General features: G+C 42.2%; 24 protein-coding genes. 7 read left to right on the forward strand and 17 right to left on the reverse strand.

Annotated features, from left to right (window positions below; translation table 11 throughout):
* Nucleotides 1-115: 115 nt before the first annotated feature.
* The 9 genes from hcp to NQ556_RS12175 all read right to left on the reverse strand — a co-directional run bounded on the left by hcp (nt 116) and on the right by NQ556_RS12175 (nt 10509).
* The gene (gene hcp, locus NQ556_RS12135) at nt 116-1666 is read right to left on the reverse strand and encodes a hydroxylamine reductase (protein WP_416387200.1); all 1551 of its coding nucleotides are present in this window, start codon (nt 1664-1666) and stop codon (nt 116-118) included.
* 198 nt (nt 1667-1864) lie between these two features.
* Nucleotides 1865-3211: a phosphoglucosamine mutase gene (gene glmM, locus NQ556_RS12140; RefSeq protein ID WP_008368570.1), complete on the reverse strand. Its 1347-nt coding sequence runs from the start codon at nt 3209-3211 to the stop codon at nt 1865-1867.
* A 34-nt stretch (nt 3212-3245) separates the two neighbouring features.
* Nucleotides 3246-4331, reverse strand: a complete 1086-nt coding sequence (gene trpS, locus NQ556_RS12145; protein WP_008368572.1) for a tryptophan--tRNA ligase — start codon at nt 4329-4331, stop codon at nt 3246-3248.
* Nucleotides 4332-4373: 42 nt separating this feature from the next.
* Nucleotides 4374-4838 (reverse strand): large conductance mechanosensitive channel protein MscL, encoded by a 465-nt coding sequence (gene mscL, locus NQ556_RS12150; protein ID WP_022220518.1) that lies wholly within the window; start codon nt 4836-4838, stop codon nt 4374-4376.
* 56 nt (nt 4839-4894) lie between these two features.
* On the reverse strand, nt 4895-5758 hold the full coding sequence (locus NQ556_RS12155; RefSeq protein ID WP_008368575.1) for an arsenic efflux protein: 864 nt from the start codon (nt 5756-5758) through the stop codon (nt 4895-4897).
* Nucleotides 5759-6060: 302 nt separating this feature from the next.
* A complete protein-coding gene (locus tag NQ556_RS12160; protein ID WP_204576046.1) occupies nt 6061-7941 on the reverse strand; it encodes a heavy metal translocating P-type ATPase in 1881 nt (626 codons plus the stop codon).
* A 33-nt stretch (nt 7942-7974) separates the two neighbouring features.
* On the reverse strand, nt 7975-8193 hold the full coding sequence (locus tag NQ556_RS12165) for a cation transporter (protein WP_008368584.1): 219 nt from the start codon (nt 8191-8193) through the stop codon (nt 7975-7977).
* Between the two features lie 254 nt (nt 8194-8447).
* Complete coding sequence (locus NQ556_RS12170) at nt 8448-9011, reverse strand: TetR family transcriptional regulator (RefSeq protein WP_022220520.1); 564 nt, start codon at nt 9009-9011, stop codon at nt 8448-8450.
* A gap of 88 nt (nt 9012-9099) precedes the next feature.
* Entirely contained in the window at nt 9100-10509 is a 1410-nt protein-coding gene (locus NQ556_RS12175) for a radical SAM protein (protein WP_008368588.1), read from the reverse strand.
* Nucleotides 10510-10800: 291 nt separating this feature from the next.
* On the opposite strand from NQ556_RS12175, the gene NQ556_RS12180 reads away from it, so the two are divergent.
* A complete protein-coding gene (locus tag NQ556_RS12180) occupies nt 10801-12018 on the forward strand; it encodes an IS110 family RNA-guided transposase (RefSeq protein WP_022220632.1) in 1218 nt (405 codons plus the stop codon).
* A gap of 124 nt (nt 12019-12142) precedes the next feature.
* Here NQ556_RS12180 and NQ556_RS12185 read toward each other — a convergent pair whose 3' ends face one another.
* The 3 genes from NQ556_RS12185 to NQ556_RS12195 form a co-directional block, all read right to left on the reverse strand.
* Nucleotides 12143-12733, reverse strand: coding sequence for a manganese efflux pump MntP (locus tag NQ556_RS12185; RefSeq protein ID WP_008373296.1), 591 nt, complete (start codon nt 12731-12733; stop codon nt 12143-12145).
* Nucleotides 12734-12988: 255 nt separating this feature from the next.
* Nucleotides 12989-14167, reverse strand: coding sequence for a phosphoribosylaminoimidazolecarboxamide formyltransferase (locus NQ556_RS12190; protein ID WP_008373294.1), 1179 nt, complete (start codon nt 14165-14167; stop codon nt 12989-12991).
* 29 nt (nt 14168-14196) lie between these two features.
* Nucleotides 14197-14910, reverse strand: coding sequence for an IMP cyclohydrolase (locus NQ556_RS12195; RefSeq protein ID WP_008373293.1), 714 nt, complete (start codon nt 14908-14910; stop codon nt 14197-14199).
* Nucleotides 14911-15123: 213 nt separating this feature from the next.
* Here NQ556_RS12195 and NQ556_RS12200 point away from each other — a divergent pair, with 213 nt between their 5' ends.
* From NQ556_RS12200 to NQ556_RS12220, 5 genes are all read left to right on the forward strand, one after another.
* Nucleotides 15124-15870: an AzlC family ABC transporter permease gene (locus tag NQ556_RS12200; protein WP_008373289.1), complete on the forward strand. Its 747-nt coding sequence runs from the start codon at nt 15124-15126 to the stop codon at nt 15868-15870.
* Complete coding sequence (locus NQ556_RS12205; protein ID WP_022220771.1) at nt 15860-16171, forward strand: AzlD domain-containing protein; 312 nt, start codon at nt 15860-15862, stop codon at nt 16169-16171. Before NQ556_RS12200 ends, NQ556_RS12205 begins: the two co-directional genes overlap by 11 nt.
* 38 nt (nt 16172-16209) lie before the next feature.
* Nucleotides 16210-17472, forward strand: a complete 1263-nt coding sequence (locus NQ556_RS12210; RefSeq protein ID WP_022220772.1) for a sensor histidine kinase — start codon at nt 16210-16212, stop codon at nt 17470-17472.
* A complete protein-coding gene (locus tag NQ556_RS12215) occupies nt 17473-18330 on the forward strand; it encodes a response regulator (protein WP_008373282.1) in 858 nt (285 codons plus the stop codon).
* A gap of 228 nt (nt 18331-18558) precedes the next feature.
* A complete protein-coding gene (locus NQ556_RS12220; protein ID WP_008373277.1) occupies nt 18559-19623 on the forward strand; it encodes a PTS sugar transporter subunit IIC in 1065 nt (354 codons plus the stop codon).
* Between the two features lie 106 nt (nt 19624-19729).
* Here NQ556_RS12220 and NQ556_RS12225 read toward each other — a convergent pair whose 3' ends face one another.
* Nucleotides 19730-20182: an Lrp/AsnC family transcriptional regulator gene (locus NQ556_RS12225; protein ID WP_044999139.1), complete on the reverse strand. Its 453-nt coding sequence runs from the start codon at nt 20180-20182 to the stop codon at nt 19730-19732.
* Nucleotides 20183-20591: 409 nt separating this feature from the next.
* Here NQ556_RS12225 and NQ556_RS12230 point away from each other — a divergent pair, with 409 nt between their 5' ends.
* On the forward strand, nt 20592-20795 hold the full coding sequence (locus tag NQ556_RS12230) for a cold-shock protein (RefSeq protein WP_008373270.1): 204 nt from the start codon (nt 20592-20594) through the stop codon (nt 20793-20795).
* An 88-nt stretch (nt 20796-20883) separates the two neighbouring features.
* Here NQ556_RS12230 and NQ556_RS12235 read toward each other — a convergent pair whose 3' ends face one another.
* The 4 genes from NQ556_RS12235 to NQ556_RS12250 are packed head-to-tail and all read right to left on the reverse strand — an operon-like array spanning nt 20884 to nt 24759.
* The gene (locus tag NQ556_RS12235; RefSeq protein ID WP_008373269.1) at nt 20884-21885 is read right to left on the reverse strand and encodes a dipeptidase; all 1002 of its coding nucleotides are present in this window, start codon (nt 21883-21885) and stop codon (nt 20884-20886) included.
* The gene (locus NQ556_RS12240) at nt 21860-22684 is read right to left on the reverse strand and encodes a class I SAM-dependent methyltransferase (RefSeq protein ID WP_008373267.1); all 825 of its coding nucleotides are present in this window, start codon (nt 22682-22684) and stop codon (nt 21860-21862) included. Before NQ556_RS12240 ends, NQ556_RS12235 begins: the two co-directional genes overlap by 26 nt.
* 22 nt (nt 22685-22706) lie before the next feature.
* The gene (locus tag NQ556_RS12245; RefSeq protein WP_022220774.1) at nt 22707-23939 is read right to left on the reverse strand and encodes an MFS transporter; all 1233 of its coding nucleotides are present in this window, start codon (nt 23937-23939) and stop codon (nt 22707-22709) included.
* Nucleotides 23893-24759, reverse strand: coding sequence for a zinc dependent phospholipase C family protein (locus tag NQ556_RS12250; protein ID WP_022220775.1), 867 nt, complete (start codon nt 24757-24759; stop codon nt 23893-23895). The genes NQ556_RS12245 and NQ556_RS12250 overlap by 47 nt, the downstream gene beginning before the upstream one ends.
* Between the last annotated feature and the right edge of the window lie 368 nt (nt 24760-25127).

Genomic DNA, 25127 nt, shown 5'->3' on the forward strand with positions numbered 1-25127 from the left:
AACAGTATGTAAAAAAGCACTACCTCTTCTTACTCACACTTTTTGTGCTTTCCGTTTCAGAAGTAATGCTTTTCATTTCTTATTTCCGATTTCTTTCTCTCACGTTCAAACCTCTTCAACCTAAAATTTTCTTCAGATCCTCATCTACTGTACTGATTGGGGTAATCTGATACTCTTGTACCAGGTAATTCAGAACATTCGGTGACACAAACGCCGGAAGCGTCGGACCCAGGTAAATATTTTTGATTCCGAGCGCCAGAAGTGTCAGCAGAATCGCAACCGCTTTCTGTTCATACCATGACAGGATCATAGACAGTGGAAGTTCATTTACCTCACACCCAAACGCTTCTGCAAGAGCAATTGCAACTTTAATCGCACTGTACGCATCATTACACTGTCCCATATCCAAAATTCTTGGAATCCCCTCAATTTCTCCGAGCCTCAGATCATTCAATCTGTATTTTCCACATGCCAGCGTCAGGATGATCGTATCCATCGGTGTATTTTTCGCAAATTCCGTATAGTAGCTCCGACCTGGTGCTGCGCCATCACAGCCTCCGATCAGAAAGAAATGCCTGATTTTCCCCTGCTTTACCAAATCCACGATCTTTCCTGCATTTTCCAGAACTGCGTTGTGTGCAAATCCGGTCATCACAGTTGTTCCTCCATTAATCCCTGTCATCGGATGATCTTCCGGATATCCACCGCATTCCAATGCTTTTGCAATAACCGGCGTAAAATCTTTGTCCGCACCAATATGAACCATCTCCGGATAAGACACCACCGAAGTTGTAAACACCCGGTCTGCATAGCTCTGTCTGACCGGCATCAGACAATTTGTCGTAAATAAAATTGGCGCAGGAATATTATGGAACTCAAATTGCTGACTCTGCCAGGCCGTTCCGAAATTGCCTTTCAAATGCGGATATTCCTTTAATTTTGGATATCCGTGTGCCGGAAGCATTTCACTGTGCGTATAAATATTGATGCCTTTATCTTTGGTCTGCTCCAGAAGCAGCTTCATATCATGCAGATCATGACCACTGACTACAATAAACGGTCCCTTTTCTATCGTAAGTGGAACTTCTGTCGGAATTGGATCTCCATAACTTTCCGTGTTTGCTTTATCCAGAAGTTCCATGCAGCGCAGGTTGATTTTACCGGTTTCTATGACTACCGGAAGCAGTTCTTCCATCCCTTTTTCTTCTCCCAGAATCCTCATTCCCTTATAAAAGAAATTCATAATCTCCGCATCCACATATCCCAGTACCCATGCATGATAAGCATATGCTGCAGTCCCTCGTAAGCCAAACAAGATCAATGACTTTAACGAACGGATATCTTCCGGTGCCTCCCAGATCTTCTGTACATTATAAGCATCTTTTCCTGGTTTTCTGTTTTCTGCTTCTTCTCTGATCTCATCTGACAGTTTTTTCACTGTATCACTGTTGAAATTTACATTTGTAATCGTGGTAAACAGACCTTTTAACATCAGTTCATCCGAAGATCTGCTTCTTTCATTTTCTGCAACTGCCCTTGCCAGCCGGATCAGTTCACCAGTCAGTTCATCTTGAAGATTTGCTGTATCCGACTTTTTCCCACATACACCTGTATGTCCTTCGCAGCCCGTGTTATGAGCGGTCTGCTGGCATTGAAAACAAAACATTTCCTCCATTTCTTTTTCCTCCATGTTTTTTTAATAGCATGTCAAAATATAGAAAATCTATACCGGCAGAACATTTTTCTTTATTATTCAAATAATATTTTTCAAACATCCAGACTATGGTTCGCAAACTAAAAAAGGATGGCCCACAGACTTTCATCTGCAAGCTATCCTTTTCTGCACGATTCTATTTCAGATTTTTTATTCTACGATGAGTCCTTCTTTTTCAATCACATCGATTACCTGAGTCACATACTTTTCGCAAAGCTCGTCCGTCGCCGCTTCAACCATGACACGGATTACCGGTTCCGTTCCACTTTCACGGACAAGGATTCTTCCGTCATCTCCAAGTGCTTCTGCAACTGCATCGACTGCTTTGACCACTTCCGGATTCTCCCTTGCTGTCTTCTTATCTGCCACACGCACATTTTTCAGAAGCTGTGGATAGATCTTCACTTCTTCTGTCAGCTGTCCGAGGGACTGTTTGGTCTCCATGATAACTTCCATCAGCATCAGAGAAGTCAGAATACCATCTCCTGTCGTTGCATGCTTACTGAAAATAATATGTCCGGACTGTTCACCGCCCAGCATGAATCCATTCTTGATCATGTTCTCATAGACATATTTGTCGCCGACCTGTGTCTTTTCGTACTTCATGCCAATCTTGTCGCATGCTTTATAAAGTCCAAGATTCGACATGATAGTAGTAACGATGGTATCGTCTTTTAACTGACCATGTTCTTTCATATATTTGCCACACACATAAAGGATCAGATCCCCGTCAACAACATTTCCATTCTCATCAACAGCGATGCAGCGGTCCGCATCTCCATCGTATGCAAATCCGACATCCAGACCATTTTCTTTTACATATTCCTGAAGCACGTTAATATGTGTAGAGCCGCAATTTGTGTTGATATTGGTTCCATCCGGCTCATTATTGATCACATAAGTTTTTGCTCCAAGTGCATCAAATACGCTTTTAGCAATACTTGAAGAACTTCCGTTGGAACAATCCAGTCCGACTTTCACCTCTTTAAAAGAACGGGTTGCCAGACTGATCAAATGTCCGATATAACGGTTTCTTCCTGCTGCATAATCTACGGTTCTTCCGATCGCCTCTTTTTTAGCAAGCGGAATTTCTCCGGATTCCCCATCAATATAAGCTTCCACTTTGGCTTCTACTTCTGCTTCCAGCTTCTGACCTTTACTGTTGATCACTTTGATTCCATTATCATAGTACGGGTTATGGCTTGCAGAAATCATGATTCCGCAGTCAAAATCTTCGGTTCTTACCACGTAAGACACGCTTGGAGTTGTCGTCACATGAAGAAGATATGCATCTGCTCCTGACGCAGTAAGTCCTGCCGCCAGTGCATATTCAAACATATAGCTGCTTCTTCTGGTATCTTTACCGATCACGATTCTTGCCTTGTGTTCCTGTCCGTAATACCAGCCAAGATAACGTCCTACCTTAAACGCATGCTCTACCGTCAGTACTACATTGGCTTCTCCACGGAATCCATCTGTTCCGAAATATTTACCCATAATTATTATCTCTCCTCCGGCTTAAAGCCTTTCTTTATTCTGCAAATCTTGCTGTCTGTTCCCGGATCAACTGCTGATCTTCAAAATAGTTGATCTTCATCGCATCTTTTACTTCTTTTAAAGTCTGTGCTGCCACTTTTTCAGCTTCAATACTTCCTTTATGAAGGATCTCGTAGATCTCCGGAATCTTCTTCTCCAGTTCTTTTCTTCTTGCACGGATCGGTGCAAGCTCTTCCTGCATAACCGCATTCAGGAACTTCTTAACCTTAACGTCACCAAGTCCACCACGTCTGTAATGATCCTTCAATTCATCCAGATTCTTATAATCCGGCAGATATTTTTCAAAATGTTCATCTGTACAGAATGCATCCAGATAAGTGAAAACGGAATTTCCTTCTACCTGTCCCGGATCAGATACCTTCAAATGATTCGGATCTGTATACATTCCCATGATCTTCTGTCTTACTTCTTCCTCGGAATCAGACAGATAAATACAGTTACCAAGGGATTTACTCATCTTTGCTTTTCCATCCGTTCCAGGAAGACGGCAACAGCTTTCGTTCTCCGGAATCAGCGCTTTCGGCATAACCAATGCTTCTCCATATACACTGTTGAATTTGTGTACGATCTCACGGCACTGTTCGATCATCGGAAGCTGATCCTCACCTACCGGTACAGTCGTTGCCTTAAACGCTGTGATATCTGCTGCCTGGCTGATCGGATAAGTAAAGAATCCTACCGGAATACTTGCTTCAAAATTACGCATCTGGATCTCCGATTTAACCGTTGGGTTTCTCTGAAGACGGGATACCGTAACCAGATTCATATAATAAAAAGAAAGTTCTGTCAGTTCCGGTACCTGTGACTGGATGAAAATCGTGGATTTCTCCGGATCCAGTCCGCATGACAGATAATCCAGTGCAACCTCAATAATATTCTGACGTACCTTTTCCGGGTTATCTGCATTATCAGTCAGTGCCTGTGCATCTGCGATCATGATAAAGATCTTGTCATATTCTCCGGAATTCTGCAGTTCTACTCTTCGCTTTAAGGATCCAACATAATGTCCGACATGAAGCCGTCCGGTTGGTCTGTCACCTGTTAAAATAATTTTCTCCATTGTTTTTATGTTCCTCTCTGTCGTATTATTCCTGTCTTTTCTTTATTCTTCTTTGTCCGTATCCTCAGCCGGAAGCTCAGATGTACAGTATGCACATCTGGTTGCCGCGATCGGGATTTCTGACATGCAGTACGGGCAGATCTTCGTAGCCGGTGCTGCCGGTGCTTCTTCCTCCTTCTTAAGCAGCTTTTCTGTTCTTGAAGCAAGATTGTTCATCACTTTTACAAAACAAAAAATAACAAGTGCCATCAGAAGAAAGTTGATCACCGCTGTAATAAAATTGCCATATTTGATCGTGTCATTCTCACCAGATCCGATCCGGATCACCCAGTTGGAAAAATTGACCCCACCAGTCAGAAGACTGATCACCGGCATGATCATATCATTTACAAGAGAATTCACAATCGACTGGAATGCACCACCAATAATAACGCCGACTGCAAGATCCATTACATTTCCCCTTGCAATAAACTCTTTGAATTCTGCAATAAATCCTTTTTTAGCCATCTCAAATCCACTTCTTTCGTTCCTTTTAGGCTTCTGCGGCATATAAGGATATTGTACTACATTCCAAACAGGATTTCCACTATAATTCCACACACTACACTGATTCCGTAAAGTGTTGTGACGATCATCACATTCTTCTTCCAACTATGGTTCGTCTTAAAAAGCACGATCAGTCCGATTCCGGCACATGACAAAAGTCCGGCAAACATACTGCCGACATTTAAGACTCCCTCAAGATAAAATTTCGTAATTGTAATAGAAGCTGCACAGTTCGGAATCAGGCCGACAAGACCAGCCAGAAAAATTCCGGCAATTGGATAATGCGTCACCACGTTCATGACCTCTTCCATTCCAATCCACTCCACAACTGCATTTAACGCAAAAGAAATTACATATATAAATACCAGAATCTGTACCGAATGGATGAGTGCTGATTTTACAATACTTCCTTCTTCACAGTGACAGTGGTCATGCTCACAGATATCATGAATGTGCAGCCCTCTCTGGTATCCTTTGCCTAGCACCCGCACTCCGATATCAACCAGAATCCCTGCAACAATACCAACGATGATCTTTCCGATTAAAATTGCCATGATCTTACGGACATCCGCCTGCTCTGAGATCAGGATCGGAAGCATCTCATCTGATGTAGACAGAAAAACAGCGATCATCGTTCCAACTGTGATGACTCCGCCGGAATACAGATTTGCTGCTGCTGCCGAAAATCCGCACTGCGGAACAACGCCCAGGATCCCACCGATCACAGGTCCTTTTTTCCCTGCTCCAAGAAGCATCCGCACCGTCTTCTGACCGGCTTTATTCTCCAGATATTCCATCGCAAGGTATGTCAGAAAAAGGAAAGGTATCAGTTTCACAGTGTCAATTGTTGTATCTTTTAGTATATCTATAAACAGTTCCATCTTGTATCTCCCTTCTTGGTTTCACTATTCTAATCCGTTTTGTCATTTTACACTGTCGCTGACAAAAAAGCAAGTAGAATAAATTAGTGTGGCAAAGCAACAGAAATAATGTGCCTCGGCACATTCTCGCGCCGAGCGCGGTCGCTTGCGACATTCTTCATCTTCGTGCGAGTGCGCATCTCCGGCACGCAGTGCCTTTTATTTCATAGGAAGTTCCTTTGGAATTTCCTATGAAACAAAAAAGAATTATCCCCATCACGTTAAGGATAATTCTTTCTTGTTTTACATTATGCTTTTGACATCTATTTTACTTTCAGTGTTCTCATAGAGTTCAGGATTGCGATTACGGATACTCCTACATCGGCAAAGACGGCTTCCCACATATTGGCCATGCCGAGGGCTCCCAGGATGAGGACCAGAACTTTGACACCGAGGGCAAAGACGATATTCTGATGTACGATCTGGAGAGTTTTTCCTGCAATTCTCATAATGGAGGATATCTTAAGGATATTATCATCCATCAGAACAACATCTGCGGCTTCGATTGCAGCATCGGATCCCATGCTTCCCATTGCGATTCCGATATCAGCTCTGGAGAGTACCGGTGCATCATTGATACCATCACCAACAAAACCAAGCTTTTCTTTCTCACCGAGTTCTCCGAGAAGTGCTTCAACCTTATCTACCTTATCCCCCGGAAGGAGATCTGTGTAGACTTCATCGATTCCAAGGCTTTCTGCTACTGCTTCACCGACATCTTTTCTGTCACCGGTAAGCATAACTGTCTTTTTGACACCGCTTTGTTTGAGCTGCGCGATCGCACGTTTGGCTTCCGGTTTGACCGTATCAGAAATTACAATGGTCCCGAGGAATTCTTTTTCAGCCGCCAGATATACGACCGTACCAGGGACTGTGCATGACTCATATTCCACGCCTTTTTCTTCCATCAGCTTTGCATTTCCGGCATAGACAACTCTTCCGTCGATCTTTGCCTTGATTCCGTGTCCGGCGATTTCTTCAGCCTGTTCCACCCTGTCCATGGACAACTCACCAAGCTCCGCTTCTTCGTACGCTTTCTTGAGTGCTGCTGAGATTGGATGATCGGAATAGCCTTCCGCAAGGGCTGCCACTTCAAGAAGTCCTTCTTTTTCCCATCCGTTCGGAATAACTTCTGATACAACGAATTCACCTTTTGTCAGTGTACCAGTCTTATCAAATACAATCGTTTTCATCTCAGAGAGTGCTTCCAGATAATTGCTTCCCTTTACCAGAACGCCTTGTTTGGATGCTGCTCCGATTCCTCCAAAAAAACCAAGTGGAACAGAGATCACCAGTGCACATGGGCAGGAGATTACAAGGAAAATACATGCTCTCTGAATCCATTCTGCAAATCCACCGCCAAGAATGATTGGTGGAAGGAATGCAAGTACAACTGCCGCACAAACCACGATCGGCGTATAGTATTTTGCAAACTTTGTAATGAAGTTCTCTACATGTGCCTTTTTGCTGCTGGCATTTTCAACCAGTTCCAGAATCTTCGCAACTGTAGAATCATCAAACTCTTTCGTTGTGCGCACCTTAAGAAGTCCGCTTCCATTTACACAACCGCTGATAATCTCGGAACCTTCTGTTACTTCTCGCGGAACCGACTCTCCGGTCAGTGCAGAAGTATCTACAAAGGATGTTCCCGATACAACCACACCATCGAGAGGAACTCTCTCTCCTGCTTTGATGACGATCTCTGTACCAATCTCTACATCATCCGGATCAACCTGTTTGAGCTTTCCGTCTTCTTCAATATTCGCATATTCCGGACAGATATCCATCATTGCACTGATTGACTGGCGGGAACGGTTGACTGCATAACTCTGGAATAACTCCCCGATCTGATAGAACAACATAACCGCTACCGCTTCCGAATATTCCTTTACTCCAAGTGCACCAAACGTTGCTATACACATCAGAAAGTTCTCATCAAATACCTGACCATGACTGATATTGCGCACAGCCCGGTAAATGATGTCCCATCCCACGATCAGATAAGGTATCATAAATAACAAAAACTGCACCGGAATTTCGGACTGAAATTCCAGTTTTCCCATATGTTCCAGTACAAAAAGAGGAACATAAATAACTGCCGCTGCGATAATACGGTACAGCATTATTTTCTGTTTTTTCATCATAGAAGCCTCTCCCCTTTCATACCTTTTCCGGTTTTACAGCTGAATCTGGCAATCCGGCTCTACCTTCTTGCATACATCAACGACTTCCTGCATGATCTCATCAAATCTTGCATCATCTGCATCAATCGTAAGCTTCTGCATCATAAAACTTACCGTTGCATCATTTACACCATCAATTTTTTTGATTGCATCTTCCATTTTTGCTGCACAGTTTGCGCAATCAAGGTCTACCATTTTAAATTTTTTCTTCATCTTTCTTTCCTCCTGAAAAATTTTCTCTCACTGAACATATGAGCAACTGTTCATATGTTCATAATAACTCTGTAATAGAAATCCGTCAAGCAGTTTAGATAACATTTTTTATTTTCTACAATTTCAAAAGAATATACCTCTCCAGAACGTATTCCCTTTTATTTATCAGAACGCTCTATCAGAATTTTCTGACAGAAAAACAAAAAGAAGAACCCGGAATATCCCAGATTCTTCTCAAATTTATATTTTGTTCTTTACTTTTCAAGCAGCTCCAAAATAGGATGCGACATCAGGAACAGATAATACTCCATCGCTTCATCCGCCGACAGATGAATATCCCGGCTGGTCAGCCAGTATTTGAGTCCGGTTACAACGGTAATCGTATGGAACTCCAGAAAAATCTTTTTGTCTTTTATTCCCTGAAGCTTCTCAAGCTTGATCTTATGTCTGCCCACCATCTCTTCGATCAGCTGACGGATCTTCTTTTCAAGAATTTCCTCAAACCCATTCTGACCGGTCGCTTCAAATGCTTTCTGATAATAAATCCGGTCTTTCTCCATCTTTCGGAACAACAGATAAATGGCTTCTCTTTCCATCCCGTCTTCGGTCATCTCACGGATATGCTGAAAAACCTCCGTCTCCAGAAGCCATTCCATCACTTCATACTTATCCTGAAAGTAATTATAAAAAGTCGGTCTAATGACTCCCGCCTGATCTGTGATCATTTTAATCGTTATCTTATCAAAAGATCCTTTTATCAGTAGTTCCTTAAAGCTTTCCGCAAGCAGGATTTTTGTTAATTCTCTTTTTCTTTCCATGTGTTGTCCTCTTTTTCCTGCCCATTTCTCTTGACGAATATTCTATCACAAACAAAACACTTTTTCAAACCGCTTTTTTTCTGTTTTTTTACTGCTTTTCCACGCGTTTTTTGTAATTTGTGTAACCCTTCTGCTGATGCGGATGCTCTTTCCATAGTTGATCTGCCGTTTTTTTCCACTCACAGGCATAAGCTTTGCACTTACTGCACAAATGTTCCGCACTTTCCGGTGACTGCAGATCGGTCGATTTTGCACCGGTCTCTTTGATCATTTCCTGAAGAATCTCCGGATTTTCAAGCATCGGGCAAGGACGCAAATGATTGCTATTAAAAGGCTGCCGGTCTCTGTATGCCATAAAGAGTGGCTGTTTCAGAGCTTCCAGCAGAGTGACTTCCCGAATATTTGCAGAAGAGTAGTGAATAAATACACATGGTTCTACATCTCCATTCGCATTGATATGGCAGTAGTTTCTTCCACCTGCGATACAGCCTCCGACAAATTCTCCGTCATTCTGGAAATCCATTGCATAAATCGGCTTTCCACCTGTTGCACCGCGGATTTCTCTTACCCGGTGATACATATATTCTCTCTGTTCCTTTGTCGGGAGCAGATCCGGTGCTGCATCATTTCCAACCGGCATATAATGGAAATACCAGGTGAAACGACATCCCTTTCCGATGATCATATCCAGGAATTCATCCGATGTAACCGTTTCAATGTTCTTTCTGGTATAACAGATTGACGTACCGAAGATCAGTCCATATTTCTTTAACCGATCCATAGCTGCCATAACCTTGTCGAATACACCCTCTCCACGGCGCATGTCATTGACCTCTTCAAATCCTTCCAGACTAATTGAAAGGGACAGGTTGCCGACTCTTCTCATCTCTTCGCAAAATTCATCATCCACCAGTGTTCCATTTGTAAATGCATGGAATTCGCAGTCATAATGCTTTTCACAAAGTCTGATAATATCTTTTTTTCTTACTAACGGTTCCCCGCCTGTATACATATAGAAATAAATCCCCAGTTCTTTTCCCTGCGTAATGATGCTGTCCATCTCTTCATATGTAAGATTCAGTTTATGCCCATATTCTGCCGCCCAGCATCCGGTACAATGAAGATTACATGCACTTGTCGGATCCATCAGGATCAGCCACGGAATATTGCACTGATGTACCTCTCTCATACTGCGGATTGTCTTCGTTCCATGGAACGCCGCTTCAAATCCAAGGTTTAATGCTGTCTGTTTAATAACATGCGGGTCAATTTCATCTAATGCACGATTCACATAACTCATCCACTTCGAATCCGGATCCTGTATCATCTTTCTTGCGCCTTCATAGGAGCTCTTCTGGAAATTGTCTCCCATGAAACGCTCGGTCAGATCAACAAGATCAAGCAGACCTTTTTCTCTGTCTTTATCCATTTTTCGCATTGCCAAATCAATTGCTCCGCCAAATGCTGCCCTTGCTGCTTTATGTGTCAATTCGCCCATACTCTTTTCCTCCTGCTACTACAATATATTTATGGTTAATATCCCTTACAGCCAGTAAGGAATTATCCATCTTGTTGCTTAAGCTGTTAGAATGAGTGGAGCAATAGGTCTGGCCTCCTTCTCTCAGGACTTTACGTCCGTAAAATAGTCAGCCAACCAGCCACTCTTTCGCAGCATTCGTTTTATGCAGGTTGAACCTTGATACGTTCGTGTGAAACACCCAGTAGATTGAATAGGCAATGAGAAAACTGGTATTGACCATTACTAATACATTACAAAGGAGTATCTGTTATGAACGCTGTTGGTATTGATGTTTCCAAAGGAAAAAGCACTGTCACTATCCGAAAACCAGGAGATGTGGTTCTTATGTCCCCCTGCGATATCCCTCACACCCAGTCTGCCATAAACGACCTGATCAAACAGATCAAAAGCCTTGAAGGCGAAACCAAAGTCTGCATGGAGCATACCGGCAGATACTATGAACCGGTTGCCACATGGCTTTCTGATGCCGGTATCTTTGTCAGTGCCGTAAATCCTATCCTGATCAGAGATTTCGGTGATGATTCCCTCCGCACACCCAAGACAGATAAGGCAGATTCTAAAAAAATCGCACGTTATACTCTTGACCGTTGGGCTAAACTGAAGCAATATGGAATCATGGATAAAACACGTAACCAACTAAAAACTATGAACCGACAATTTGGATTCTATATGGCTCAGAAAACTGCAATGAAAAACAATCTCATTGCGCTGATCGACCAGACTTATCCGGGAGCCAATGATTTCTTTGACAGTCCTGCCCGCAATGACGGCAGCCAAAAATGGGTAGATTTCATTCATACCTACTGGCATGTCGATTGCGTCCGCTCCAAGTCATTAAATGCCTTTACGGAGCATTACCAGAATTGGTGCAAACGTAAAAACTATAACTTCAGTGCAGAGAAAGCAGCGAAAATTTATCAAATTTCCTCTGACCTGATTGCCGTATTTCCAAAGAATGACATCACAAAAATGTTGATATGGCAGGCAGTAGCATTACTAAACACTGCTTCGAAAACAGTAGAATCGCTCCGTTCAAAAATGAATGAGCTTGCATCCACGCTTCCGGAATATCCGGTTGTTATGGATATGAACGGTGTAGGGGCAACCCTTGGTCCGCAGCTTATCGCTGAGATTGGGGATGTTTCCCGTTTTACACACCGGGAAGCCCTTACTGCTTTTGCAGGTGTTGATCCCGGTAAAAATGATTCTGGAAAGCACATACAGAACAGTGTGCGAACCTCTAAAAAGGGGTCTCCCTACCTGCGTAAAACTCTTTTTCAGATCATGGACAGTCTTATCAAACGATCTCCAGTGGATGATCCTGTTTATGCCTTTATGGATAAAAAACGATCCGAAGGCAAACCTTATTATGTTTATATGACTGCCGGGGCAAACAAATTTCTCCGGATTTATTACGGTCGGGTAAGAGAATATCTATCCAACTTGTCGAATAATGAAACTATTTAATATCACTTTTTAACTTCTACCAGACTAGCGCATCGCGGTGGTCTTATTTTCGTGTCTTACGTTCAACCTGTATAAATTTTCAAAGTTCATTAATTTCTGCTTGACTTTTTATTTGCAGACTATTTTAAAATAAAAAATGCGTAACCACCATATCTGCCCCGGCGATCAGGAATAATATCCCACCGATCCAGTAAGCTTTGCAGTTATATTCACAGCCCAATCTATATCCGACCTCCACACCAAGAAAGCACTGAATGATCGTAACCGGAAGCAATACCATTCCCTGTTCCAGGATCTCCACACTCCAGAATCCGATACCCATTCCGGCAAAATACGCATCTACGCTGGTAAGTACTGCCAGTTTTCTAAGCCGTTTCCAGTTTATTTCATCGTTTCTCCGCTCAAAGATCTGCTTATTATTTCTTGATTTACAGATCATATAAATGCCAAGTCCGATAAATATCAGCACCGACAAAAGCTCCCATCCACTTGCTGCTGTTGAAATCGTCTCATTCATTTTTCTGTCCGGCTTCAGAATATCTGCAACAACATTTCCCAGGATCAGTGCAAAGAGCTGCATTCCTCCAAAAATCAGACTGGATAAAAGTGTGTCTTTTCCATGCTTCCTCGAAAATCCTGCTCCAACACAGATATGTACAACAAATACATCAAATGAAAGCCCGATTGAAATTAAAAGGATTTCAATAATACCCATAGATTCGCCTCCTCCTGCTGGCTGTTACATATATATTATGTAATCCCTTACTAAATAATAAATCTTCAGATTATCGGTTCTGTTTATTTTTTAACGACATTTTTCCACATTTGTCGCATATCTGTTTATTTTTTCAACAGATTATTCTTCCGGAATCTTTTTTATACAATAGAAAGCTCCATTTTCTGTTAAAAATAAAAAATTCCCGCAAAGGTAGATCTTCTACCTCTGCAGGAACTTTGCTTCTTTATTATCTTAGTGATGGAATAAACGGATTCCGGTAAATGCCATCGCCATGTTGTATTTGTTGCAGGTATCGATTACATTGTCATCACGGATTGATCCACCCGGTTCTGCAATATATGTAACACCGCTCTTATGTGCACGTTCGATGTTATCTCCAAACGGAAAGAATGCGTCTGATCCAAGTGCCACACCCGTCAGCTTATCAAGCCATGCTCTCTTTTCTTCTCTGGTAAATACTTCCGGTTTTTCAGTGAAAATATTTTCCCAGGTTCCGTCAGCCAGTACGTCCATATATTCTTCACCAATATACAGATCAATTGCATTATCTCGGTCTGCACGCTTGATTCCTTCTTTAAATGGAAGAGCAAGTACTTTCGGGCATTGTCTCAGCCACCAGTTATCTGCCTTCTGTCCTGCAAGACGGGTACAGTGGATACGGGACTGCTGTCCGGCTCCGATTCCGATTGCCTGTCCGTCTTTTACATAGCATACAGAATTTGACTGTGTATATTTTAAAGTAATCATGGAAATTGCAAGATCTCTCTTTGCGTGATCCGGAATTTCTTTGTTCTCAGTCACTATATTTGAGAAGAAATCATCATCGATCTTCAGTTCATTTCTTCCCTGCTCAAAGGTAATACCAAATACATCCTTGTGTTCTGTAGGTGCCGGAACATAATTCGGATCGATCTGGATCACATTGTAATTACCTTTCTTTTTCTGTGCAAGAATCTCCAGTGCTTCCGGTTCATATCCAGGTGCGATCACTCCATCCGACACTTCTCTCTTGATCAGTCTTGCCGTATCAACATCGCAGACATCAGAAAGCGCAATAAAATCACCGAATGAAGACATACGGTCTGCGCCTCTTGCACGTGCATAAGCACTTGCAAGCGGAGAAAGTTCTCCAAGGTCATCTACCCAGTAAATTTTTGCAAGAGTTTCATCCAGTGGCAGTCCGACTGCAGCACCTGCCGGTGACACATGCTTAAAGGAAGTTGCTGCCGGAAGTCCGGTTGCTTTTTTTAATTCCGATACCAGCTGCCATCCGTTAAATGCATCCAGAAAGTTGATATATCCCGGACGGCCCATCAGAACTTTGATCGGGAGATCACTTCCGTCTTTCATATAGATACGTGACGGCTTCTGATTTGGGTTACATCCATATTTGAGTTCTAATTCATTCATGATTCCTGCTCCTTCTTCACCTTTGTATACTATTTATTCTTATTGATGATCTTGCTTTCGTATGTTCCTGTCTCAATATCAATATATCTTACAAACAGAGATACTTTATTATCTGCATTCAGACTGTTCCAGAGTGTATCTGCAAATGTGTCCATATCATCCGGAATTGCAACAAGCTTTGGTTCTCCTTCAAAACTCGGAAGCGGATTTCCATCACACTTGTATGTGTGGATAAAATGTCCTTCTCCGGCTACCGGATTCTCATATGCAAAGGTGTAACGGTTGCATGCATCCGGATTTCCGTTATTGCTCTTCAAAATGGACATTGCATAGTTATATTTTCCGTTCTCAATGTGCATGATACCGGAAATACGTGGTGTGTAGTTTGGTCCATCCGGTTCAAATTCACGGCTTCGAAGGGACTGTTCAAACGTCATCTGTCTGTCCATACCTTCATAAATTGTATCAGTCTGATCTCCGTTTGTAACGATCGTCTTATTGCCGAGTACACGCACCGGTGCGTAGATAATTAAGCTTGGGTCTGTCAGCTTTGACTCGTCAAATGCCTGTGTGCGGATTCCTTCTCCCTCTTCTACAAAGACACGATTACGGCTGTTCTCACTTCTTCCCATGATAAAATAAGCTGTTACCGCTTTGCTTCCGTCGGCAGACTTTCCGATGATGATCCCTCTTCCGGGATAAGAATTGCTCTGCAGTTCTTTTTCAATAGATAACATTTCCATGCTTCAATCTCCTTTTATAACTTGTACTTATGTTTGCACATTCATTTATCACTATTTATTATAACTCATAATACCACTATATTTCCAGTCTTTCTGTAAATTTTTTTCAAGTTCTTTTAAAACATCATTTTCAAGACCACTGTTCCATGGTAAAATGTTAGTAAAATAACAATTCAAATTTGGGGATTATTTACAAAAGAGAGGTTTTACTTCATGAGTAGAAACAGAAAAATGGATTTTGCAGCCGGGATACAGGACGGCATTCCCATCTGTCTCGGTTATATTGCGGTATCATTTACCTTTGGTATCATGGCAAAAAATGCAGGACTTTCCACTTGGGAAGCTGTTCTGATTTCCCTTACAAACCTGACCAGCGCCGGGCAATTTGCTGGTCTGTCACTGATTACGGCATCCGCATCCTATTTTGAAATGGCATTCACCCAGCTCATCATCAATCTCAGATATTCGCTGATGTCCTGTGCCCTTTCACAGAAAATTGATAACCACTATCCTTTTTTCCACCGTTTTCTTATCGCATACGGTGTAACGGATGAAGTCTTCGGCGTATCCGTATCCCGCCCCGGAAGGATTACTCCATGGTATTCTTACGGTGTGATGGCACTTGCCGCACCTGGCTGGACACTTGGCACTTTCCTCGGAGTAGTATCAGGAAATATCCTGCCTGACCGAATCGTCAGCGCACTGAGCGTTGCATTATATGGAATGTTTATCGCAATCATTATTCCTCCGGCACGTGATAACAAGATCATCGGAACCATTGTCGTGATTTCCATGGCAGCAAGCTTCCTTTTCACAAAAGCTCCTGTGCTATGCCAGATTTCTTCTGGCTTCCGAATCATTATCCTTACGATTCTGATTGCCGGAATCGCAGCGTATTTCTTCCCTGTAAAAGAAGAAACAAATCCAGAAGATAAGGAGGATTCTTCCGTTGAAGCATAATCTATATATGTATATCTTTGTCATGGCAGCCGTCACCTATCTGATCCGTATGCTGCCACTGACGCTGATCAGGAAAGAGATCAAAAATACTTTTATAAAATCTTTTTTATATTATGTACCTTATGTAACTCTGGCTGTTATGACCTTTCCGGCCATTCTGACAGCCACCGCCAATATCTGGTCTGCCGCCATTGGTTTTGCAATCGCACTGATCCTTGCATGGAACAGAAAAAGTCTGATCTGTGTTTCCCTGTTTTCATGTGCCGGCGTATTCCTGGTTGAATTATTAACCGGACTGTAGACTGTAAGAGAGATGATCTGAATAAAGGAGGCTTTCTTATGTGGACCAAAAGTTTTTCACGTTATACCCGCATTTTGCTGGTCAGTGCTGCTGTTATCATTGGCGCCCAGATCAGCATCTCACTTTTCGAAAGCGATTTTCGTGTTTCCATCGGAATTTTTGGCATTTTCATGTCTCTGATCCTTTTTGGAAAATATCCGATTCTTCCGGTTACGGTGATAAGTGCCCTCTGTGTTTTCTTTTCCCGTACGCTGATGCACTGGCTTCGCTTTGGCAGCTGGAATCCACAGAGCTATTTTCCGGAAATGTTTTTCTATCTGGTCTACGGAATCCTTTTTTTTCACTACTGCCGTAAAAATGACTATGAACTTTCGATGTATTCTCTGCCCTGGATGTTTCTTTTTGACTATCTGGCAAATATAACAGAACTGCTGACCCGTATGGATATAGACGCTTTTTCTTTTCAGTCCCAGGCAGGTGTCCTTCTGGTTGCGCTTCTGCGTACTGCACTTGCGGGTCTTTTCCTGTTCTGTCTCAGCCATTACAAGTTCAGTCTCCTGAGTGCTGAACATGCACGGAGATACCAGAACCTTCTTCTTTTGATTTCTGAGCTTAACGGCGAAGTTGTTCTGATGCAGAAAGGTACACGTATGATAGAGGACACCATGAGCACCGCATACCGGCTTTACCACGATATGAGTGAACGGAATATAGACGAATCCCTCACCCGCACCGCACTTCAGATTGCACGTGATGTCCACGAGATCAAAAAAGACTACAATCTAATCGTAAGAGGACTTTCCTCTTCAATGGAATTAAATTCTGAAAATGATGGAATGAGCCTGGATGATATCCTCACCATTCTGAAAAGCAGCCTGGATGCATCCCTTCCAAAAGGGAAACGACTTTTTTTTAATATACAACTGGAGGAAAATCTATATACACAGAACCATTATCTTCTGCTCTCAATCTTCCGCAATCTTTTCAACAATGCGATTGAAGCAGCAGACGGAAATTCGGTCGAGCTTTCTGTCCGTCAATCCTCCACGGATTCTTCTTATGTTATTGAAGTTGAAGATCATGGACCCGGAATTGATCCTGAGGATATGGAACAAATTTTTGAACCGGGTTTTTCCACAAAGATCAATTACGAAACCGGCGAGGTCAATCGGGGACTTGGACTTAGCCTGGTAAAGGATTTTATCGAACTCCGTCTGGGCGGAACCATCCAGGTAGCTTCCGTTCCCGGAAAAACAGTTTTCACACTTACTATACCAAAAGAGAAATGGAGCGGTTTATAAATGAAATTCTATCTCATTGATGATGATAAAAATGTACTGCATATATTAAAACGTATTATACGGGACCGGGGACTTGGAGAGATTGCCGGAACTGCCGAAAACGGTGTGGATGCACTCACGGATCTTACTCTTATAAATCCAGACATCGTAATTGTTGATCTTCTGATGCCGGAAATAGACGGAATCACTTTCGTGAAACGCGCCCGCTCTTATGCACCGAATCTTACTTTTATTATGCTTTCCCAGGTTGCATCCAAAGATATGATCGCAGATGCCTATTCTGCAGGCATTGAATTTTATATTCATAAGCCGATCAACAGTATCGAAGTAGAATCCATACTCCGGAAGGTCAGTGAATCCCTGACTGCCCGCCGGACATTGCAGCAGGTACAGACGATTTTCCAGACCCAGCAGAATTTTGTACAGCCACAGGGATTTATAAATGATACAGTTGAAAAACCTTATATTATCCGGTTAAAAGGAATTCTCCAAAAGCTTGGCATCACCGGTGAACGTGGCAGCAAGGATATCATTTCCCTTGTCGATTATCTGATCCAACATAACCAGAAAGTTGATAATGTCACTTTATGCGAACTTTGCAGCCGGTTCAGCGACAATCCAAAATCCATGGAACAAAGGATCCGTCGGACAGCCAACATGGGAATGGTCAACCTTGCCAACCTTGGTCTTGAAGATTACGCCAATGACACGTTTACAACCTACTCCAACTCCCTGTATAACTTTGAACAGGTCCGAAGGGAAATGGATTTCATCCGTGGAAAAAGTGTACGGCACGGCAATGTGAAAATTAAAAATTTCCTGAATGCACTGATTCAGGAATGCACCGAGAGAGCCTGATTTTCAGGTTCTCTCCTGCTTCTTATTTCATCTCTTTATATATTTTCTCTATAATTCATTATCACTTATAGTTATCGTCATTATATACAATAAATCTATCCCGTATTTGTAGTTTTTTCCAAAAATAAATTTCATTTTGATACTTTTTGTATCTTTTTGTAACTTCCATTTTATTATGTTATCACGATAACTGATGCGAATAAGTATAAATTTTAAGGAGGATGTCATATGTTAACAATCGTAAAAGGTATTGGTTTACTGCTTCTCACTTTAGCCTGTTTCTCTGTATTCAGCCTGAAGTTTCCAAAAGGATCAGAAGCAATGTCCGGAATGGCTAATGCAGCCGTTGCTTCGTTCCTGGTAGAAGCTGTTCATCATTACATCACAGGTGATTTATTAGGAATTGCATTTTTCTCAGAACTCGGAACCGTATCCGGCAGCTTCGGGGGAATCGCTGCAGCTACTTTAGTTCCGATCAGTATGGGATGTAATCCGGTACTTGCAGTCGTTGCAGGTGTCGCAGTCGGAGGATACGGAATCCTTCCTGGTTTTGTAGCAGGTTATATTGTAGGTTTTGTAGCTCCGTTCCTGGAAAAGAAACTTCCAGAAGGTCTGAATCTGATCGTTGGTGCTCTTGCAATCGCACCGCTTGCAAGAATTATTGCCATCGCAGTTGATCCGGTCGTTAATTCAACACTGCTCAACATCGGACGTATGATTTCTGCAGCTGCTGAACAGTCTCCACTTATCATGGGATTCCTGCTCGGTGGTATTATGAAGATGATCTGCACCTCACCACTTAGTTCTATGGCTCTGACTGCTATGCTCGGACTTGATGGACTTGCAATGGGTATTGCAGCAATTGCATGTGTTGGTGGTTCTTTCACAAATGGTATCATTTTCGACCGTTTAAAACTTGGCGAGCGCAGTAATGTTATGGCGGTAATGCTTGAACCTCTTACACAGGCCGATATTATTACACAGAATCCGATTCCGATTTACGGATCAAACTTCTTTGGTGGCGGACTTGCCGGACTCGCAGCAGCTATGCTCGGCATTATCAATAACGCCCCTGGAACAGCATCTCCGATTCCTGGACTTTTAGCTCCATTCGGATTTAACCCACCACTTAAGGTTGTAGCTGCAATCGTACTTGCTGCGATCGGCGGATCTTTAGCTGGATTTGTTGGTTCTATCGTGTTTAAAGGTTTTGCAAAAACACCTGCAGATATCAAAGCATCTGAAAAAGCTACTGAAACAATTGTTCCGGAAGTTGCTATCGCTGCTGAATAATCAAAATGACTATTTCAAACTGCTTGTTTATATAGCCCTTAAAGAAGAAAAAGACTCGAAAACTTTTGTTTCCGGGTCTTTTTCAATTTACGGGAAATTATATTTCTCACTCCAGTGTTTCTTCTATATCTGCATTGATTCCTCTGTGTTCAACCGAAGTTGAAAATACGATCAGTGTCTTTGTTCTTCCAAATCGCTGCAATTCTCCAATAAATTTATCCAGCTCTGTTGTGCTTGGAAACAGTACTTCCAACACCATAGAATATTCTCCGGTCACACAGTTGCATTCGATCACATTTGAACACTTTCTCACAAACGGATAAAACACATTTTTTTCCTCCGGCGAAACCTCCAGATTGATCAGTGCCTTGATATGATATCCAAGTGCTTCCGGATTCACCTGTGCCTGATAACCGAGAATATATCCTTCTTTTTCCATCTTTTCAATCCGCGCTGATACAGCCGGTGTAGACAGATACACCTTCTCTGCAATCTCTTTCAATGGACATTTGGCATTTCTCTGTAAAATATTCAAAATTGTACGATCCACTGCATCCAGTTCATGATTTTTCATCTGCACTACCTCTTTCTGACATCCCATTTATACTTTTGACCCCTTTGATACCAGATTGCTACGTGCTTTGCACTCCTGCAAGTCAAAAAAAAAGATACTCTCTGCGTTCTTCTCCGCAGTAAAGTACCTCTTTGTACAAATATTTTCACTCTTTAAATATGTTAAAAATAATAGCATTCCTTTTTCTTCCTGTCAATAAAAAGACATTTATTTTTTCCTATTTTTCCTATTTTGATTTGACATTTGTCCTACCACGTGATATTCTGAAATTGTGTTTTAGATAAGATTTAGATTTCACATATTTTTGTAAATCATTAACATCTGTCTGATGACTTACAAAAATATGTGATTTTTATTTTTATCGGCATCATCAATTTTTTAGGAGGTACTACTAATGAACAAGGGTACAGTTAAGTGGTTCAACGCACAGAAAGGCTACGGATTCATCACAAACGAAAGCACTGGAGAAGATGTATTCGTACATTTTTCAGGAATCGCGGGAGAAGGATACAAATCTCTTGAAGAAGGACAGAACGTTACTTTCGATATCACAGAAGGAAACCGCGGACTTCAGGCTGTTAATGTAACAGTTGCGTAATCGCTGCAAAAGATGCTAGAGTAAAAAACCCGGCTTGTGTATTACTCCACAGCCGGGTTTTCTATGTTATAAATATGCTTTGCCGGAATTACCCAAGCAGTTCTCTATATATTCGCATTACATTCTTACAGAAGATTTTCTCGATCTCGCTCTCTGTAAATCCATTCTTTTTAAATACATCTTCCAGCTTTGTCATATCTGCAGGGGATGCGATCTCCAGTTCTCCATTCATACCATCAAAGTCTGAACCAAGTCCTAAAGCCTCTATTCCCGCCATATCACAGATATATTTTGCATGTGCCACAATATCCTCCGCTCTGCTCACAACCGTCTCTCCGTCTTTCCAGTCGCGCAAGAAATATGCATAATAATTCAGCCCGATCACACCGCCTCTTTCCCCGATCGCTTTCAGAAGTTCATCATTCAGGTTTCTCGGATGACTGCACAAATGTCTCGCGTTGGAATGGCTCGCTACAAAAGGCTTCTTTGTGAACTTTAATACATCCCGGATTCCTGCATCGTTTAAATGTGCCACATCAATGATCATTCCCAGGTTCTCCATCTCTTCCAGAAACTCAATCCCACGCGCTGTAAGCCCATATCCGGCTTCTGAAAAGGCTTTTCCGGCAAATTCTCCGCCAGTCGCTTTTGCCGGATATCCAAGCTGATTCGGATAGTTCCAGGTCAGAGTCATCATCCTTGCCCCCATCCGGTAAAAGTCTCTTAAAAGGGCAGGATCGCCCTCACAGATTTCTCCTTCTTCCAATGTCAGCAACGCTGACATCCTTCCATTCTTCCGGTTTTCTTCAATCTCTTCATACTTCGTGACCGGCCGGATCCAGTCTCTATTTTTCTCCATTTCCCGATAAAATACATCCGCCATTTTCATTGCATAGCGGAATGGACTTCCTGCAAGCATCGGATCCTCCAGATCCAGAAAAATGGCAAAATTCTGAATCAGATAATCCCCCTTTTTCATCCGTTCAAGATCCACATTTAAATTATTTTTACGAAGTGAAATCTCTTTTCCCTGTTCCTTTCCTCTCTGAATCGCTAAAATTGTATCACAATGCATATCTGCTACTTTCATTTTCTATTCCCCCATCTTTTTTCTTTCTTATAATATCTACCGTATGTGATCCTGCACCAACCAGTTCCGGGCGTTCACACGTAGTCAGATGATAGTCAATAAACGTCTGGAAGGTCTTTTCATCCATCGTATTTAACACCTGACGCATATAATCGGATGGTCCATCCGCCGAAATAATCTGGATCCGTTCCATTCCTGCTGCTTCATTGTAGCTGTCAATATCCTCCAGACGCACATAATCATACAAATCTTCCGGTGAAGGACATACCCGGTAATTCGCATCCAGTTTGCCATTTTCCAGGCATTCCTGTATATGATTCTCCCGGAATCCATACACCAGAACACTGTACTCATTCATTGTATAAGCCACCAGGATCGTGCCCTCATCTTTCAGGACACGCTTTGCCTCCATCAGCGCCTTTACCTTATCTTCCTTTGTATAAAGGTGATACATCGGTCCGAACAAGATGATCAGGTCAAATTCCTTATCCGGAAAACGTGACAGCTTCAGCGCATTTCCCTGATATGCTTTCACAGAGCTGTTCTTCTTTTTCAGAATTCCCAGATTGTATTTTACCAACTCTACCGCCGTCACATCGTACCCTTCTTCGGCAAGCGCAACACTGTAGCGCCCGGTTCCGGCTCCTACATCCAGAATCTTTACCTGTCCATGCTCCCGCTTAGGAAGATATTTGTGAATGTACTTCATTGAGGTGATAAATTCTACCTGTCCGTGGCGGCTCTTAAGCCGTTTCTCTTCGTTGAATTTGTTATAATATTTTTCAAGCTCTGTCATCATAAATCTATTGTATCCTTTATTTTTATTCTAGCGCTGCCGCTCTCCGGAATAAAATAATTCCGATCACGAACAAGACAGCGATCATCCCCACACCAATATTGATATTGCCGGTAAGCTGCGAGATCAGGCTCACGATCGTTGTTCCCATAAAGGACGCGCCTTTTCCGCAAATATCCATTAAGCCGAAAAATTCACCTGACTGGTTCGCCGGTATAATTTTCGTAAAGTAAGATCTTGAAAGCGCCTGCACACCTCCCTGGAACATGCCTACCCAGACAGCAAGAACCCAGAACTGCCACTGGTAATGCAGAAAAATCGCAAAAATTGCCACTCCAAGGTATGCCACGATACATACTGTGATCAGATTTTCTGCAGAATATTTCTTCGCAAGTCTTCCGAAAATAATCGCAAATGGGAAAGCTACGATCTGCGTAAGCAACAATGCAAGAAGAAGTCCTGTACTGCTAAGTCCAAGTGCTGATCCATATGCAGTTGCCATATCAATAATCGTATAAACCCCGTCAATATAAAAGAAAAACGCCAGAAGAAACAGAAAAACCTTCTTCTCCTTCTTTACATTTTTCAGAGTAATGCCGATTCTTTTGAAGCTTTCTGAAAAAGCATGCTGCTTCTTTTCTACATAATACTTCTGGTGATAAGTTCTCAGAAGTGGTAATGTCATAATTACCCACCATACCGTGATGATCACAAAGGAAACCATCATTGCTATCTCCATTGTAATCCCAATCTTCCCTGCATTTAACACAACCAGAAGACAGATTACAAACGGTACACAGCTTCCGATATATCCCCACGCATAGCCCTGGGAAGAGACTTCATCCATCCGGTCTTCCAATGTCACATCGACAAGCATGGAATCATAAAATACCAGCGTTACGGAATATCCGACCTTTGCAATGACAAAAACTACCAGAAAGGCCAGCCAGTACTTTGCAAATCCCAATGCGACTGAAGCAATTGCCCCGATTCCAAGTGCAATTGTAAAAACTGGTTTTTTATAGCCTTTTGTATCTGCAACGGTTCCAAATACCGGTCCTGCAAGTGCTGTAAGTAAGGTTGCAATGGATACTGCATATCCCCAGTATGCCAGATACTGTACATCCGAAAGTCCCTGCTTTCCTGCGATATAGTTGAAATAAATCGGTAAAATGGTTGCTGCCAGAAGTGTAAATGCAGAATTTCCGACATCATAAAGTATCCAGTTTTTCTCCTGTTTTGTCAATTTTATTTTCATTTAACGTATCCTCCTCGCCCGGAAACTGAGAACCAAATGTATAGGCATATACAGAATCTAATGTGGCGTTTCCTTCCAGAAACGGTTTATATTCGCAGATCAGTTTGTCTGCCAGTGGAACTGCTTTTTCATAAAGATGAAGCAGTTTTCTTATCTGTTCCCTGCAGGATTCATTCTCATGATACTTGATAATAAACCCATGAAAATCATAATAAAGCCCTGCCACTTTAAGTGCTGCATAAAGTGCCATCCGCTTTATTTTAGATGGACAGACAAGAATCCTGTCATAAAATACCATTCCATTCAGTGCTTTTTTGACTTCCTTTGCTGTAATTCCGCGATAAAAATCTTTTATAATTATCGCATTTTTCATAGAAGGAACAATATGTCCGGTCAGTCTCCTGCTCACTGGATTTTCTCCGTTCATAATCATCAGCTTACGATCCAGCTCGCCCTCCACTGCAATATGTGCAAGACCAGTCTCTTTTACTGCCTGTTCCACGTAACCATGACAGATTTCATCCAACGCGAAGTGGCAGAGCACTCCATATACATAAGCCAGATGCTTCTCATACTGGTCGTGTGTATGTAAAGCCTTCGCTGCATGAGCGAAGAACTTTGCCCCGCTCTCGTTATGTATACGCTTTCCCAACTGATTGACCTTGTTCTTGCCAAGCGGTCTGTAATAAAAAAGAATATCTGGTCCATGAAGTCCAATATTAAAAAGCTCCGGATATTTATCAATAACTTTTCTCTCATATCCGCTTAATCTGCCCCTGATCTGCTGTCCAAAAATGTAATGTGCATAAGTTGACGGCATATTATCCCATCCTTCCTCTTCTGAAACATATTTTATGATGATGTCGGGGCAAAAGGTCAGAAAGCCGATGCAGGCTTGCTTGCAAGAGGATTTTTGACCTCTTGACCCTGGTATCATTATTTTATTATAGACGTTGCGCTTTGCAGGCTCTATCTTACTTCTGTAAAGCTTATATAACGGCTTTGTAAAAAAGAATGTGCCTTGGCACATCTTCGCGCCGAGCGCAGTCGCTTGCGACATTCTTCATCTTCGTGCGAGTGCGCATCTCCGGCACGTAGTGCCTTTTATTTCATAGGAAGTTCCTTCGGAATTTCCTATAAAATAAAAAGTAATGACTAAAATGATACGTTCTAAATAAATAGTAACAC

Source organism: Coprococcus comes ATCC 27758 (genome assembly GCF_025149785.1).
Taxonomy (GTDB): domain Bacteria; phylum Bacillota; class Clostridia; order Lachnospirales; family Lachnospiraceae; genus Allocoprococcus; species Allocoprococcus comes.